Origin of the sequence: Chryseobacterium camelliae (assembly GCF_002770595.1) — a bacterium.
Classification (GTDB): domain Bacteria; phylum Bacteroidota; class Bacteroidia; order Flavobacteriales; family Weeksellaceae; genus Chryseobacterium; species Chryseobacterium camelliae.
Genome location: NZ_CP022986.1, coordinates 2,316,860 through 2,330,721 on the forward strand (window position 1 = coordinate 2,316,860; position 13,862 = coordinate 2,330,721).

Here is a 13,862-nt window from a genome sequence, read left to right on the forward strand (position 1 = left end):
CAGCATTGCCCTAACACTGATTACGAACTTTATACATGAAAGAACTCGTCTCCATTATTACTCCCTGCTATAATTCTGCGGAATTTATAGAAGAGACCATCCAGTCTGTTCTCAGCCAGACCTATGAAAACTGGGAGTGGATCATTACAGACGATCTTTCCGGTGATAACACGGTTGAAATCCTGAGGGAATACAATGACCCCAGAATTAAAGTTCACATTCTCGAGCGCAATGGAGGAGCCGGAAATGCACGCAATAAAAGCCTTGAAAGAGCTCAGGGAAGATATATTGCATTCCTGGACTCAGATGATTACTGGTACCCCGACTACCTCGAAACGATGGTCAGTACCATGAAGGGTAAACACAAAGAGCTGGTATACTGTAATTATTCCAGATGCAATGAACAGCTCCAGCCTGTACTGAAGGACTTCGTTGCCGACATTCCCGTTACCTTTAAAAACCTGCTGAAAACCTGCCGGCTGGCACCGGTTTCTACTATGTATGATACCCGAAGAGTCGGAAAATTCTTTTTCCCGATCAAAAGCAAGCGTGAAGACCATGTGATGTGGCTCAATCTCCTGAAAGAAATCCCTGAAGGATATCCGGTACAGAAAACCCTGGCCAAATACAGGATGCGGGAAAACAGCGTGTCACGCAAAAAGAAAAATATCATTAAAGACCAATACCTGGTATACAAGGATTTCATGGGGTTCTCCACTTTGAAATCATTATATTACACAGCCAACTGGGCTGCCAACGGATTTATGAAATATTCTAAATTTTTTAACTGATGGAATATTCTAAAGAATTCAAAGCTGCTTTAAGCGCATTTTCCAGCATCGAAAAAGACCGCCTCATTTTCAGGCTCCTGAAAAAAGACAGGCTGCTGTCCAAAAAACTCTACTTTGAGCTGATAGATCCTGAAACTACGGATGACAAACGCGACGCCATGGAAGAAATTGTTCAGGAAAAGGTACAGCTGGCTTCCGGATACATCCGGAATTATAAATATTTCCTGAGCATCATCCGAAAAATCAGTGCTGAAATTACGGAACATGTGAAAATTACTACCGATAAATTCGGGGAAGTTTCGCTTAACCTGCTGCTGGTAAATAAGGTTCTGGATTATAGTGAAGACCTTAACAGCCAAAGGTTTGATGCGGTGTATAAACTTCATCTGTACCTCATCAATAAAATATTCCGGGCATTGATTTTAATACAAAAGCTGGATGAAGATTACTGGATGGAAATTGATATGCTGCTGACGGAGACTGAAAGCAAAATCCACAGCATACCTTACCTTGAAAAACTCTGCATCAACAACGGGCTGGACTTCAACTGGCTTAAGGCAGATCAGATTCCGGATCATATGGACCTTGTTGTAAAGGACATCAGAAACCAGGGTTTCCTAAAGTAATATTTTCTGGATGATTTGCCGGGTAGCATCCGGCTTGCCGTCAATAAATTGTTTAGCACTCCCCGCCATTGCATCAAGCGCGTCTTCATTATTGATCAGGAACATTACAAAATCGGCGGCCTGGCCTTCCTTCTCAAATGCCTTTCCGCCTTCCGCAGCAATAAGGTCATCCGCTTCCGGATTCTTCTTATAATGGTTTCCGAACAGTACCGGGACCCCGAATGTGGCTGCCTCAAGGATATTGTGGAGGCCTGCATCATGGAAACCTCCTCCTACAACCGCAATATCCGCATAAGAATACAGCCTGGACAACAGGCCGATACTGTCGATAATAAGTACCCTCGATGAAAAGCCGGCGGATTGTGAGCCATCAATCATACTGTATACAACGGCTTCGGGAAAGATCTGCTTCAGATGCGGCACTCTTTTCAGGTCATGCGGAGCCAGGATGATTTTAGCATACGGATTACCCTCAAGCACCTCTTCCGCTATTTTTTCCTCCGCCTGCCATGAGCTTCCGAAAACCACCGCTTTATCATTCCCGATAAATTCCTTGATATGTTCAACATGATTATCACGGTCCCTCAGCTGCTTTACCCGGTCGAAACGGGTATCTCCCGTCACAGAGGACCTGTTGAGTCCGATACTTTTAGCCAGCGCCCACGAAAGTTCGGTCTGATGAAAAAACCAATCGATATTTTTCCGGAGCTGCGCCACCATCCATTTGCCATATGAGGTAAAGAAAGACTGTCCTTCATAAAACAGTGCCGAAATTACATACACCCTGGCGTTCTGACGTTTCAGCTCTTCCAGGAGATGGTACCAGTAATCATATTTTACGGTGAAAAACAGATCGGTCCGGAATTGTGCTGTAAATTCCCTGACAAGACTTTTTTTATCAAACGGAAGGTAACAGATGACGTCTGCGATATGCTTTTTCTTCACAACATTTTCATATCCTGACGGGGAAAAAAAGGTAACCAGTATTTTATGCCCCGGCAACTGCTGTTTCAGCTGCTCAAGGACAGGAAGCCCCTGCTCATATTCCCCCAGGCTTGAAGCATGCATCCAGATGACCTGATCAGACTTCCTGAACGCTGATGTTACTTTCTGTAAAGATTCTTTCCTGCCTTGAACGCCTTTTTTAGTTTTTTCATTAAAAAGCGAGAACACCTTCATTCCGAAGATGAGCAGATGGATGAATAGGTTGTATAATAGTGCCATTAAAAATGATTGATGGTTCAGTTACTGTCTATTTGTGGTGACTGATTCTTTGAGAAACAATCCGGTGTTTAAGGATCTTATATCGTATTACTATCTGACAATACTCTTAAAATTAAACAGGCTTCGTTTTTCTCATCATCACCAATAACCAAATGCAGATCGTAATCAATAGAATCCCCAATAAAACTTCTGTCATATGGCTAAGTGCACTGAGCTTCCCCCGGGATATTAAAATGGTTTCAACAATAGTATCGCAAAACAGCAACATTAAAGGAAGCAATATGGAGCATGAAAACAGTTTCAGCTTTTCCTTATTACGGAAACGCTCAGGAATGTTAAGCATCGGAGAATCCGGATCCCTTGAAATCCCGGCTAACATAAGAAACATCAGTGTAGCGATGGAAGGCAAAAACCAGATGATCTTTTTAGGGCTTTCCCCGTCTGCGGTACCATTGAATACAAAGTGAGCAGGGATCATATCAGGCAGCGCCGAATAGTTTACTGCCGTGAAAATCCAGATAAAAGCAAGCATTACAATATTAATTGCTAATAAAATACTGGATATTTTCATAGGCTACAATACGTTTTTAATGACCCTCAGCTTATGTGTATGCTTGTTTAATTCTTTATTGAAGATTCCTGTAGAATCCAGTGTATCGATTCTTACTTTTCCGGATGCATGGATGATTTTCTGGTTTTCCAGCATGATGCCCACATGGATAATCTTCCCTTCCGCATTTTCAAAAAAGGCAAGGTCTCCCGGCTGGCTTTCTTCCACAAAAGTAAGCGATTCCCCGACTTCTACCTGCTGGGAAGTATCTCTGGGCAATTTAACCTCATGGATTTTATAGACCAGCTGCGTAAAGCCGGAACAGTCAACGGCAAAAAAGCTTTTCCCGCCCCACAGATAAGGCACATTGATGAATTCCCGTGCCGTTAAGGCAATACTTTCACGAAGATCATGGCTCCTCCGGGAAGCTACCGCAGGAAATTCCACTTCGGAACCCATTGAAAGAAGGGTCTTACCGTCTTTCATCATTACCGAGGCAAAATCTTCCGTAATAAGGGTGACCTTTCTTCTGGCCAATTCCTCATCCCGTACCGGACGGATCTGCTTCGTATCCATCCATCCTTCATACCCGTCATAATGCATCCTGATCCTGGTCCAGTTTTTATTCACCTCAAGAATATCCGCGCTTTCCCCGAACAGGATCTCTGTGACGATTTCTGCTTTATCCGAGTTTTCCGCACGCACCGGTGCTACCGTAACCATACAAATTCCTTTATCCATCTTTTACATTTAGAGATTAAGAGATTTAGAAATTCAGAGATCAGAATTGTATTTTATTAATTCCGATACCTCAGGATTTTTTAATCTAAATTTATTTCCTTCTCAGAAAATTGACCCCGTCCCGCAAAGGTAAAATAAGATTTTCAAAATCATCGTCTTTTGCAATCAAATCATTAAGCTCCCTGATGACCTGGGTTGCTTTCTGCTTCGGCTGATCTTCGAGCACTTTCCCGTACCAGAGTACATTGTCGAACAGAACCACAGAACCGGATTTTAACCGGTGCTTAATAAGCCTGAAATACTCCGCATAGTTTTCTTTATCTGCATCAATGAAGACAAGATCAAAGACCTGATTTGTTTCTTTTAGGAATTCTTTGGCATCCTCAAGCCTGAAATCAATGCGGTCTGCATATTCGCTTTCTGAGAAATATTTACGCGGAAGATAAGCAAGGTCTTCATTGATATCCAAAGTAGTAATTGTTCCGTCTTTGGACAGACCGGCAGCCAGGCATAAGGTAGCGTACCCCGTAAAGGTCCCGATTTCCAATACGTTCACAGGATTAAGCATTTGGGAAATAATGGTCAGGAGCCTTCCCTGCTGATAGCCGGAAATCATATGCGGCTGGGTGGTTTTATGATAGGTCTCGCGTCGTAGCCTTCTCAGGATTTCGGGTTCCGAAGAAGCATGGGTTTCGAGGTACCGGTCCATTTCCGGATTTTTCTCTTCAAAAAAGCTCATGTTAATTTATTCTTTGAACAGTCAAATGTACTTAAAAAATAGCAGGAAGGCATAGAGTTCATCTATCATAGCGACAAAAAAAGGCCACTTTTTGGAAAAAACCGGGAAAACCCGGAGGCAAAATACCGTGAAAACCCGGATGTTTTTGCATTGAGCAATGATATACCTTTGCAAAAGAACAACGGGTAAAAACAATTAGAGGAACATCATGAAGGGGAAAAAAACAAAATTAACTAAGAATCAAAACAAGCATTGCCCTCGGGCAATGCTGTTTCTGTAAGAAAAGAACCGACCGAAATATCTTATTCATTTTTGCAACAAATCATTTCTATTTCATAGAACGATTTGATCAAAAAATAAATCCCGAAGCAATTCGGGATTTATTTATATAAGGATAAACTGTATTTATTTCTTAGGCGTAATATCCATCAGCTTCATGAATTCATCCAGCTTAGGCATGATGATGATTTCTGTTCTTCTGTTTTCCGCTCTTCCCGTAACGCTCATGTTCGTCGCTTTAGGATTGTATTCTGAACGTCCGCCGGCAGTAATTCTTGAAGGATCAACCCCGAACTGGCTCTGTAAAATCTTGGCAACCGATGTAGCTCTTAAAGCAGAAAGGTCCCAGTTGTCTTTAGGCAGGTTAGCAGAGCTTAATGCTGCATTATCCGTGTTCCCTTCAATTAGTACGGAATATTTATCGTAATCATTGATTACCTTGGCTACTTTTCCTAGTACCTCCATGGCTGCAGGCATTACATTGTAATCTCCGGTTTTATACAGCATCTTGTCTGAAAGGGAAATCATTACCACTCCTTTCAGCACTTTCACCTGTACATCCTGATCTGAAACATTATCAAGGGATCTTTTCAGTTTGTTTGACAGGGCAAGGTTCAGGCTGTCATTTTTAGCATTGGTGGAGATCAGCTGTTTGATATACGAGTTGGAGGCATTGATCTCTCCCACAAGTTTGTCAATATTGGCTGAACTTTTACCCGTATTCGAAAGACAGGCATCCAGAGAGGATTTCAAAGCATCGTGCTGGCTTTTCAGCAAATTGTTTTCCCCGGTTAAAGCGGAATTCTGTGCTTTAAGGTCCTGAATTTCCCGTTGTCTTTCACCCACATTTTCAATACACTGCTTGTAATTGCTGCTCAAAGCATCATACTGCTTTTTACTGATACAAGATGTCATTCCCAACACCATTGCAGAAGCTGCTAAAATTTTAAAAATCTTCATAAATAATCTTTTTAGACGAACCAAAGTTATGGAAATTCATTTTAATTATAAGAATTATCTTTGCAGAAAGAAATCAGCAGTTTCATGTTGGAAAAGGGGAATTTTGTACAGCAGCTGGGAAATCTGGTCGCATCACCATCAGAGCACACCTACCTTCTGGCGGTAAGTGGCGGGGCAGATTCCATGGTTTTGGCACACCTGTTTAAACTCACGGGGCAGAGGTTTGAGATCGCTCATATCAACTACAGGCTCCGCGGGGAAGATTCGGACCTGGATCAGAAAGTGGTGCAGGATTTCTGTTCCCGGTCCAACATCCGAATGCATCTCTATACCGTTACAGAAAAGGACCGGAAACCTGAACATTCCGTTCAGCTTTGGGCCAGGGAAATCCGGTATCGTTTTTTCCGGGAAATACAGGACCGGCACCAACTTGAATTCCTGGTTACCGCCCATCACCTGAATGACCAGCTGGAAACATTCATCATCAATCTTTCCAAAGCAGCCGGAATCAGGGGACTCAGCGGCATTCCTGCTTCGGCTAACGGCATCATAAGACCTTTACTTCCCTTTTCAAAAGAAGAGATTTATAGGTTTGCCCGGATCAACGGCATCGAATACAGGGAAGACCGGTCCAATGCTAAAAATGATTATCTGAGAAACAGTATCAGGAATGAAATAGTTCCGAAACTGATGACAACGCATGATGATTTCCTTGGAAATTTCAGGAAAAGCATTTCTTACCTGAACCAGGCTAAGGATTTTGTGGATGAACAGATCACAGCGATAGAAAATCTGATCTCTGTTTTTAACCAAGACTGTAAAATACTATCCAAGGAACAGCTCAGCCGGCAAAGTGATTTCGTAAAATTTGAAATCCTGAAAAAATACGGCTTTACGGCTGAAGAAGAAATACCTAAAATTTTCACTGCTGAAAACGGAAGCATTTTCTTTTCAAAAGAGTATCGGCTTACCGTATACAGGGATGAACTGACCTTTACATCGAATTATGAAAAACAGGATCAGAGAAATGAGACGGTTATCCTGACTGAAAATTTTGACTTTTCTGAAAACCGGATGGCGATTAATCTCGAAGATAATATAAATACCAACAGGGAAACGGATATTTCCTTTGAATGGGATTTTGACGCAGAAAAACTGACGTTTCCCCTGAAGCTGAGAAGGCAGCAGGCCGGTGATGAATTTTACCCATCAGCATTTTCCGGTAAAAAGAAAGTCTCCAAGTTTTTTAGGGACGAAAAATTATCTATTTTAGCGAGGCAAAAAATATGGATCCTGGCCGATGGCAACAATACCGTACTCGGGGTTGTTCCTTTAAGACAGGACAGGCGATATGAAGGTGATGGGAATACCGTTAAGATTCTCAAAATTTTTAACAAGAGACAACATGAAATTTAAAAACTGGTTTTTATTAATCCTCTTATTCTTAGCTACCGGGATTAATGCACAGATAAAAAATCCTGTAAAATTCAAACTCACGGTCAACGACTTAGGCAATAACCAATACGAAGCGGTCCTGAATGCTACCATTGAAAACGGCTGGCATATTTATTCCAAAGACCTTCCGGAAGATACCGGAATCCCTACGGAATATAAGGTTTCCGGAAAAAATATCGAACTGGTAGGAAAGTTTACGGAGACCGGAAAAAAGCATGAAGAGTTTTCCGAGGCTTTTGGTGGTACGATTGTCTATTACTCCAACGCTGCCGGGTTTAAACAGAAGTTTAAACTTAAAGATGCTGCCAAGCCCGGAGAAGTAGTGGCTGAAATTATGTATCAGACCTGTGACGACCGAGTATGCCTTGCGCCGAATACGCTTGAGTTCAATCAGAAAGTAACACCTAAAGGAGCTGTGGAGGAAACCGCTGTTGCAGAAACAGCACCGGAAACAAAAGATTCTGTTGCAACCACTGAAACCGTTACGGAAAATCCTTCAAAGACGGCTATTACCGTTACGGAAAGTTCAGCACTCGATCCGAAACAGCTGAAAATACAGTCTATCGATATCAAAAATCCACTGACAGACTGCGGTACAGGATCTTCGAAAATCAATGAAAATTACTGGACATACCTTTTATTAGGATTCATCGGCGGGCTGATCGCACTGCTTACGCCATGCGTTTTCCCGATGATCCCTCTTACAGTTTCCTTTTTTACGAAAGGGAATAAAAATAAGGCTAAGGGCAAGCGTGATGCGCTGATCTATGGGTTCTTCATCCTGTTGATCTTTGTATTGCTCAGCGTACCTTTCCACCTGATTGACGGTATTGCAGGGAATGTTTTCAATGAAATCTCCACCAACGTGTGGCTGAATATCGCATTCTTCATCATCTTTATTTTCTTTGCAGGAAGTTTCTTCGGATACTATGATATAACGCTGCCAAGCTCTATTGCCAACAAATCGTCCAAGGCAGAAGAAGCCGGTGGGATCATCGGGATTTTCTTTATGGCTTTAACGCTTGTGATTGTCTCATTCTCCTGTACCGGGCCTATCCTGGGAAGCCTATTAGGAAGCGCAATTACCGGTTCGGCTAATGTACCGATGCTGCTTACTTTTGCACTGGCAGGTTTCGGATTGGCATGGGCAGTGATTTTCGGGCTTCTGGCTTTATTCCCTCAAGCTTTACAGAGCCTTCCGAAATCCGGCGGCTGGATGAATACAGTAAAAGTAGTGTTAGGTTTTGTGGAACTGGCTCTTGCCCTGAAATTCCTTTCTAAAGCAGACCTTGTCTCCAAAACGTTCTTTATTAAGAGAGAGCTTTTCATCGCCATCTGGATTGTGATTGCCATAGGACTGGTGATTTACCTGTTCGGGCTGATCCGGTTTCCGCATGATGATAAAAAACCTAAGATTTCACTGACCAGAAAAATAACAGGACTGCTCGGGATCGGTTTTGTGATCTACCTGATCCAGGGAATGATTCCTGCTGAACGTCCGAAACTGCAGTTGCTGAGCGGAATTTTACCCCCGTTGAATGTCAGCTATTTCCATGATGAAAAAGACGGCATCCTGGGCATGCACCCGGAACACGATTTCTTTACGGCAATTGACCTCGCTAAAAAAGAAGGCAAGCCTATCCTGATCGACTTTACCGGCTATGGCTGTGAAAACTGCCGTAAAATGGAGGAATTTGTATGGAGCGAACCGGATATCCTGCCGATCCTCCAGAATGATGTAGTCCTCGCTTCTTTGTATGTGGATGATAAAGAAGAGCTTCCGGAAAATCAGAAGACCAAGATTGATCTTGGCGACGGGCAAATGAAAAAAGTAAAGACTATAGGAGACCGATGGAGCCTCTTCCAGACGGCTAATTTCAACAACAATTCGCAGCCGCATTATGTACTGCTTACGCCGGACGGAAAAGTAATCAATACTCCGGTTTCAGGATACATGGAAAAAGATAAGTTCAAAAAATTCCTGGAATGCGGTGTGAGCTACTTCAAGAAAAATAAATAATCCTGTTTTAAAGATTATACATGGCCCTGTCTGAATGACAGGGCATTTTTTTATTGTGATGTTCCGGATACACAAAATGAATTTATACACAAACTACCAATTACTTATTTTAGGTATGGATTTTGTATTTTAAAAACAAAATAAATGTCATTTATCTATCGTTTATCAATAAACGTTTAACATTTAAAAATACAAACTATGGCTGAAATTATTGCACAAGAGAAACAGGGCGGCAAACAGAGAAAAAAACTCATCAGAGTGGATATGACGCCTATGGTGGACCTGGGCTTCTTGCTGATTACCTTTTTTATGTTCACCACCAACTTTACCAAACCAAACGTCATGGACTTGGGATTGCCAGCAAAAGATCCGGATTCCCATCTTAAGAACCTTCCTGTGATCAAGGATCTGAACCAGGTTACCTTTATTTTAGGCAAAGACAATAAAGTTTTTTACCATCAGAGCAATAAGAATGACCTGAATACAACGAATCTTAAAGAAACTGATTTTAACGGGATCCATATTTCAAAGATTATCTCAGAAGCGTATGACCAGGCCCCTAACAAAGATATTTTCACTATTATCATCAAACCTACCGATGATGCCAGTTACAAAAACTTTGTAGATATGCTGGATAATATCGCTATTTCCAAGAAAGACCGGTATGGCGTTACAGACATTAAACCCTGGGAAAAGAAAGTTTACGAAGACTTAACAAAATAACCACTGAGAGCATTTTTAAAGATGCTCTTTTTTGTTTACTTTTGAGAAAGATATTTTATACTGATGAAAAAGATTTTACCTGCATTGGCTATTACAGCACTGGTCATTTCATGTTCTAAAAAAGAGACAAAGCCTGGCTCCCAGGAGAAAGACAGCATACAGATTGTTGATTCCATTAACAAGGCAAGAACGAAGATCAATGACAGCATCCGCTCACAAAACCGGTTCAGGGATTTCAGCGGAAGCCACAAGTTTACCCATAATCTGATCAAGACGCCTGGTTCCGTGAACTTCAGCAAAATCAGCGGAGAGGCAGATCATTACGATGTTTCCGGAACCATCACATCCGGTAAAAATAAAGTGACCATCAAAGGTTTCATGGCCGTTGTTTCAGATAATCACATGAATTTTACGGGAGAAATATCCCAGAACATCAGTGAAGACGGAAAGGCTTACACCAGGAAAGGCACCAAAACGTTTTCATCCAAAGACGGCGGTAAAACCTACAGGCTTCAGGATATGGTGAATGGTTCGGGATTTGTTGATTATATTGATATTCATTTTTAAAATAAAGATATGCTGAATTTTGAAAGGAAAGGAAACGGAATAGAGGTATTGGTCCTCCTCCACGGATTCATGGAAAACCTCTCAGTATGGAAAGATATGGAGCCTTACCTGTCTGAAGATTTCTCACTTTTAAAAATAGACCTTCCGGGCCACGGGCAGTCGGATATCCTTGCGGATACCCATACAATGGAAATGATGGCAGAAGAGGTGAAAAACGTGGTGGATCAGCACCATCTGGAAAAAATTCATCTTCTGGGGCATTCTATGGGAGGCTATGTTTCCCTTGCCTTTGCAGAACGATATCCGGAGAACTTAAAAAGCCTGACGCTTTTCTTCTCCAGCTACCTGGCTGATGATGATGAAAAGAAAGAACAGCGCATCAAGAGCTACCGCATCATTAAAGATGCATTCAGTCATTATGCAAAAGCAGGAATCCCGAATTTATTCAATCCCAACGAAAAGGACATCCTGGAAGGCAAAATAGAAACAGCCTTGGAAACAGCCTTATCTACGAATCCTCTCGGCGCTTTAGCCTGTGTAAAAGGCATGGTGGAAAGGACGGATAAGAAGCACATTATGGATTCTCTCGAATCTAAGATTTTAGTTTTGGCCGGCAAGCACGACCAGGCTGTAAAAACAGAAGCTGTTATCAAAGGCCTGCCGGACCGTACCAATATCAAATCCTATGTCGTAGACTGCGGGCACAACGGCCATTGGGAAAAGCCTGCAATATGCGCGCAGATCATCAATACAGAGCTGCTCCATAACCTGCCCAAAAAACTGGTCCTCTAATAGCAGTGCATGGGTTTGTTTTCCTTTAAAAAAAAGAAACCGGTCATCGGACTTACGCTTTCCGGTGGCGGAATGCGGGGAATTGCCCATATTGCAGTGCTTAAGGCGCTGGAAGAATACAACCTCAGGCCGGATATCATCTCCGGGACCAGCGCAGGCTCTCTGATTGCAGCCTTTTATGCATTTGGAAAAACGCCTGACGAGATGCTTGACATCGTAAGGAAGACCACTTTTTTCTCCCGTTCCTATTTAAGGCTTTCAAAAAACGGGATTTTCAGTTCCAATTTTATTCTTAAACTTCTGACCGAACATTTTCCGGAAGACAATTTCAGCATTTTGAAAATGCCGGTATACGTTGCTGCCACAGAAATGACTCATGGTATTGTAGATTTCTTTTCAGAAGGTGAGCTGTTTGCCCCGCTATTAGCTTCTTCCAGCGTTCCGTTTGTCCTGCCTCCCGTAAGGATGGGTACAAAGATTTATGTAGACGGCGGCGTCCTGGATAACCTTCCAATAGAGCCGATCATGGATCAATGTGATTTCCTGATCGCATCCCACGTTAATTCGATCACCTATGATGAACTGAGCAACATGAGCCTCATGAAAGAGTTCGACAGGATTTTACACCTGGCTATTGCCAAATCTGTCTATTCAAAAGTGAAGCACTGCGATATTTTCCTGGATCCTCCCAAAATGACACAATTCAGCCTGTTCAATAAAAAATTTATTGATGTCATGTGCGAGGAAGTCTATGCATATACCTGTAATGAACTTGAGGAGAAGGGGTATAAAAGAGTCTGAGGGTTTGAGAGATGGAGGGTTTGAGTGTAATAGGAATTGAATGTTTTAAGTTTTACATGAACATAATTCGGATTGCCGGAATAACCTGATGAGCAAATTATTACGGATACGATATTATTTATTCGACTGATTAGATTATCAGGCCTTTAGCCTTTTCTCTTTACATGTTCTCTTCCTCGATCATTTTTTTGAAGGTTTCAATCGTTCCGTGTAACGATTCATATGATTTTCCTCCGGCAGCATTGATATGCCCTCCGCCACTAAAATATTTGCGGGAAAACTGATTCACATCCACATCATCCTTACTTCTGAACGAGATCTTAATGAAATCATCATACAAGTCCTCCATAAAAAATGCGGCCATCTTTACGCCCAGAATGCTGAGCCCGTAATTTACAAAGCCTTCCGTATCCCCTTTTTGGAAACCGTACTCCTGTAATTCTTTTCGGGTAAGGTACAACACGGCAACTTTACCTTCATGTACCACTTCTATCCTACCGAGAATAAGCGCGAGCAGATGAAGCCTGGAAACCGTATTCGTATCCCAGGTATTAGAGGTAATCATGGCAGGGTCTGCGCCTTTCTCAATGAGGTTGGCAATGATCCGGTGGGTCGTGGCACTTGTGGAACGGAAACGGAACCCGCCCGTATCGGTCATGATTCCTGTATAGAGGCATTCTGCAATATTGTGGTTCACCAGTTTTTCATCATCCATTGCTTCGATGAAATGGTAGACCATCTGGCAGGTAGCAGGAATGACCGTATCTGAATAAACAAAATCAAATGATTCCGGCTGCTGATGGTGGTCAATCAGGATTTTCTTTCCCTTTGCATTAACAAGCCAGTCTCCTAATAATCCGATCCTGGAGGGTGAATTGAAATCCAAGCAGAAAATAACATCTGCAGACTGGATGATTTCAAAGGCTACCTTTCTTTTATATTCGGCAATAATTGCTTTTTTAGCTTCCGGCATCCATTTCAGAAATTTGGGAAAATCATTCGGGACCACCACATCGGCTTCTATTCCTTTCTGCCTTAAATAATGTTTGAGCCCTAAACTTGAACCTATAGCATCCCCATCCGGGTTGTAATGGGTAAGAATAACGACTTTGTTTTCCGGAATAAGTAAGGTATTGATTTCTAAAAGTTCTGCGGGGGTAAACATAGGATGTTTATTTCATTAAATTTGAGTTTCCAAAGATAGAGCTTTTCAACCAACCGTAAATATTATTTTTACACATTAAGAACGAAGCGCATGGCAAAATATGGATACCGGCACATCGCAATAGTGACTGAAATAATTTCAAAAAAAAATAATTAAAATTTGTAGCTTCTAAAAAATTATATATCTTTGCAACCTGAAAATTAAACAGATAATTACGATTTAAACATAAAGTAATGAGTAAAAGAACATTCCAGCCATCAGAAAGAAAGAGAAGAAACAAACACGGTTTCAGAGAAAGAATGTCTACGCCAAATGGAAGAAGAGTTTTGGCTGCGAGAAGAGCTAAAGGCAGAAAGAGATTAACTGTAAGTGCTGCACGCGCTAAGAGATAATTTCAACATTATCATATACAAATCATGCTTGAAAAGA

At 41.9% G+C, this 13,862-nt stretch carries 15 protein-coding genes; 9 read left to right on the forward strand and 6 right to left on the reverse strand.

The genetic code is table 11. The features are described 5' to 3' along the window. Positions 1–35 precede the first annotated feature (35 nt). Positions 36–791 (forward strand): glycosyltransferase family 2 protein, encoded by a 756-nt coding sequence (locus CGB83_RS10670; protein ID WP_100075749.1) that lies wholly within the window; start codon positions 36–38, stop codon positions 789–791. Then, a complete protein-coding gene (locus CGB83_RS10675; protein WP_100075750.1) occupies positions 791–1,417 on the forward strand; it encodes a deoxyuridine 5'-triphosphate nucleotidohydrolase in 627 nt (208 codons plus the stop codon). Before CGB83_RS10670 ends, CGB83_RS10675 begins: the two co-directional genes overlap by 1 nt. On the opposite strand, the gene CGB83_RS10680 is transcribed toward CGB83_RS10675, so the two are convergent. The 5 genes from CGB83_RS10680 to CGB83_RS10700 form a co-directional block, all read right to left on the reverse strand. Next, on the reverse strand, positions 1,409–2,641 hold the full coding sequence (locus CGB83_RS10680) for a 3-deoxy-D-manno-octulosonic acid transferase (protein WP_100075751.1): 1,233 nt from the start codon (positions 2,639–2,641) through the stop codon (positions 1,409–1,411). The genes CGB83_RS10675 and CGB83_RS10680 overlap by 9 nt on opposite strands. 112 nt (positions 2,642–2,753) lie before the next feature. Continuing rightward, positions 2,754–3,212, reverse strand: coding sequence for a DUF1648 domain-containing protein (locus CGB83_RS10685; protein WP_100075752.1), 459 nt, complete (start codon positions 3,210–3,212; stop codon positions 2,754–2,756). A gap of 3 nt (positions 3,213–3,215) precedes the next feature. Next, positions 3,216–3,932, reverse strand: a complete 717-nt coding sequence (locus CGB83_RS10690) for a C40 family peptidase (RefSeq protein ID WP_100075753.1) — start codon at positions 3,930–3,932, stop codon at positions 3,216–3,218. A gap of 91 nt (positions 3,933–4,023) precedes the next feature. Further along, complete coding sequence (locus CGB83_RS10695; protein ID WP_100075754.1) at positions 4,024–4,671, reverse strand: O-methyltransferase; 648 nt, start codon at positions 4,669–4,671, stop codon at positions 4,024–4,026. Between the two features lie 405 nt (positions 4,672–5,076). After that, positions 5,077–5,910 carry an OmpA family protein gene (locus CGB83_RS10700; protein WP_100075755.1) on the reverse strand — a complete coding sequence of 278 codons (834 nt, stop codon included), beginning with the start codon at positions 5,908–5,910 and terminating at the stop codon, positions 5,077–5,079. A 60-nt stretch (positions 5,911–5,970) separates the two neighbouring features. Between CGB83_RS10700 and tilS the strand changes: the two genes are divergently transcribed. From tilS to CGB83_RS10730, 6 genes are all read left to right on the forward strand, one after another. After that, on the forward strand, positions 5,971–7,326 hold the full coding sequence (gene tilS / locus CGB83_RS10705) for a tRNA lysidine(34) synthetase TilS (protein ID WP_228419903.1): 1,356 nt from the start codon (positions 5,971–5,973) through the stop codon (positions 7,324–7,326). Then, complete coding sequence (locus CGB83_RS10710) at positions 7,316–9,385, forward strand: protein-disulfide reductase DsbD family protein (RefSeq protein ID WP_100075756.1); 2,070 nt, start codon at positions 7,316–7,318, stop codon at positions 9,383–9,385. Before tilS ends, CGB83_RS10710 begins: the two co-directional genes overlap by 11 nt. A gap of 198 nt (positions 9,386–9,583) precedes the next feature. Then, the gene (locus tag CGB83_RS10715; RefSeq protein ID WP_100075757.1) at positions 9,584–10,108 is read left to right on the forward strand and encodes a biopolymer transporter ExbD; all 525 of its coding nucleotides are present in this window, start codon (positions 9,584–9,586) and stop codon (positions 10,106–10,108) included. 63 nt (positions 10,109–10,171) lie between these two features. Beyond that, positions 10,172–10,675, forward strand: coding sequence for a hypothetical protein (locus CGB83_RS10720; protein ID WP_100075758.1), 504 nt, complete (start codon positions 10,172–10,174; stop codon positions 10,673–10,675). Positions 10,676–10,684: 9 nt separating this feature from the next. Beyond that, on the forward strand, positions 10,685–11,467 hold the full coding sequence (locus CGB83_RS10725; protein ID WP_100075759.1) for an alpha/beta fold hydrolase: 783 nt from the start codon (positions 10,685–10,687) through the stop codon (positions 11,465–11,467). A 9-nt stretch (positions 11,468–11,476) separates the two neighbouring features. Beyond that, positions 11,477–12,268 (forward strand): patatin-like phospholipase family protein, encoded by a 792-nt coding sequence (locus CGB83_RS10730; protein ID WP_100075760.1) that lies wholly within the window; start codon positions 11,477–11,479, stop codon positions 12,266–12,268. A 160-nt stretch (positions 12,269–12,428) separates the two neighbouring features. On the opposite strand, the gene CGB83_RS10735 is transcribed toward CGB83_RS10730, so the two are convergent. Further along, positions 12,429–13,433, reverse strand: coding sequence for a DHH family phosphoesterase (locus tag CGB83_RS10735; RefSeq protein ID WP_100075761.1), 1,005 nt, complete (start codon positions 13,431–13,433; stop codon positions 12,429–12,431). Positions 13,434–13,666: 233 nt separating this feature from the next. On the opposite strand from CGB83_RS10735, the gene rpmH reads away from it, so the two are divergent. Beyond that, positions 13,667–13,825, forward strand: coding sequence for a 50S ribosomal protein L34 (gene rpmH, locus CGB83_RS10740; RefSeq protein WP_002976260.1), 159 nt, complete (start codon positions 13,667–13,669; stop codon positions 13,823–13,825). Positions 13,826–13,862: the final 37 nt, after the last annotated feature.

What these genes read in the sequence shown, in the direction of transcription:
- CGB83_RS10670 (WP_100075749.1), top strand. Translation starts at nt 36, where the DNA reads ATGAAAGAACTCGTCTCCATTATTACTCCCTGCTATAATTCTGCGGAA.
- CGB83_RS10675 (WP_100075750.1), top strand. Translation starts at nt 791, where the DNA reads ATGGAATATTCTAAAGAATTCAAAGCTGCTTTAAGCGCATTTTCCAGC.
- CGB83_RS10680 (WP_100075751.1), bottom strand. Translation starts at nt 2,641, where the DNA reads ATGGCACTATTATACAACCTATTCATCCATCTGCTCATCTTCGGAATG.
- CGB83_RS10685 (WP_100075752.1), bottom strand. Translation starts at nt 3,212, where the DNA reads ATGAAAATATCCAGTATTTTATTAGCAATTAATATTGTAATGCTTGCT.
- CGB83_RS10690 (WP_100075753.1), bottom strand. Translation starts at nt 3,932, where the DNA reads ATGGATAAAGGAATTTGTATGGTTACGGTAGCACCGGTGCGTGCGGAA.
- CGB83_RS10695 (WP_100075754.1), bottom strand. Translation starts at nt 4,671, where the DNA reads ATGAGCTTTTTTGAAGAGAAAAATCCGGAAATGGACCGGTACCTCGAA.
- CGB83_RS10700 (WP_100075755.1), bottom strand. Translation starts at nt 5,910, where the DNA reads ATGAAGATTTTTAAAATTTTAGCAGCTTCTGCAATGGTGTTGGGAATG.
- CGB83_RS10710 (WP_100075756.1), top strand. Translation starts at nt 7,316, where the DNA reads ATGAAATTTAAAAACTGGTTTTTATTAATCCTCTTATTCTTAGCTACC.
- CGB83_RS10715 (WP_100075757.1), top strand. Translation starts at nt 9,584, where the DNA reads ATGGCTGAAATTATTGCACAAGAGAAACAGGGCGGCAAACAGAGAAAA.
- CGB83_RS10720 (WP_100075758.1), top strand. Translation starts at nt 10,172, where the DNA reads ATGAAAAAGATTTTACCTGCATTGGCTATTACAGCACTGGTCATTTCA.
- CGB83_RS10725 (WP_100075759.1), top strand. Translation starts at nt 10,685, where the DNA reads ATGCTGAATTTTGAAAGGAAAGGAAACGGAATAGAGGTATTGGTCCTC.
- CGB83_RS10730 (WP_100075760.1), top strand. Translation starts at nt 11,477, where the DNA reads ATGGGTTTGTTTTCCTTTAAAAAAAAGAAACCGGTCATCGGACTTACG.
- CGB83_RS10735 (WP_100075761.1), bottom strand. Translation starts at nt 13,433, where the DNA reads ATGTTTACCCCCGCAGAACTTTTAGAAATCAATACCTTACTTATTCCG.
- rpmH (WP_002976260.1), top strand. Translation starts at nt 13,667, where the DNA reads ATGAGTAAAAGAACATTCCAGCCATCAGAAAGAAAGAGAAGAAACAAA.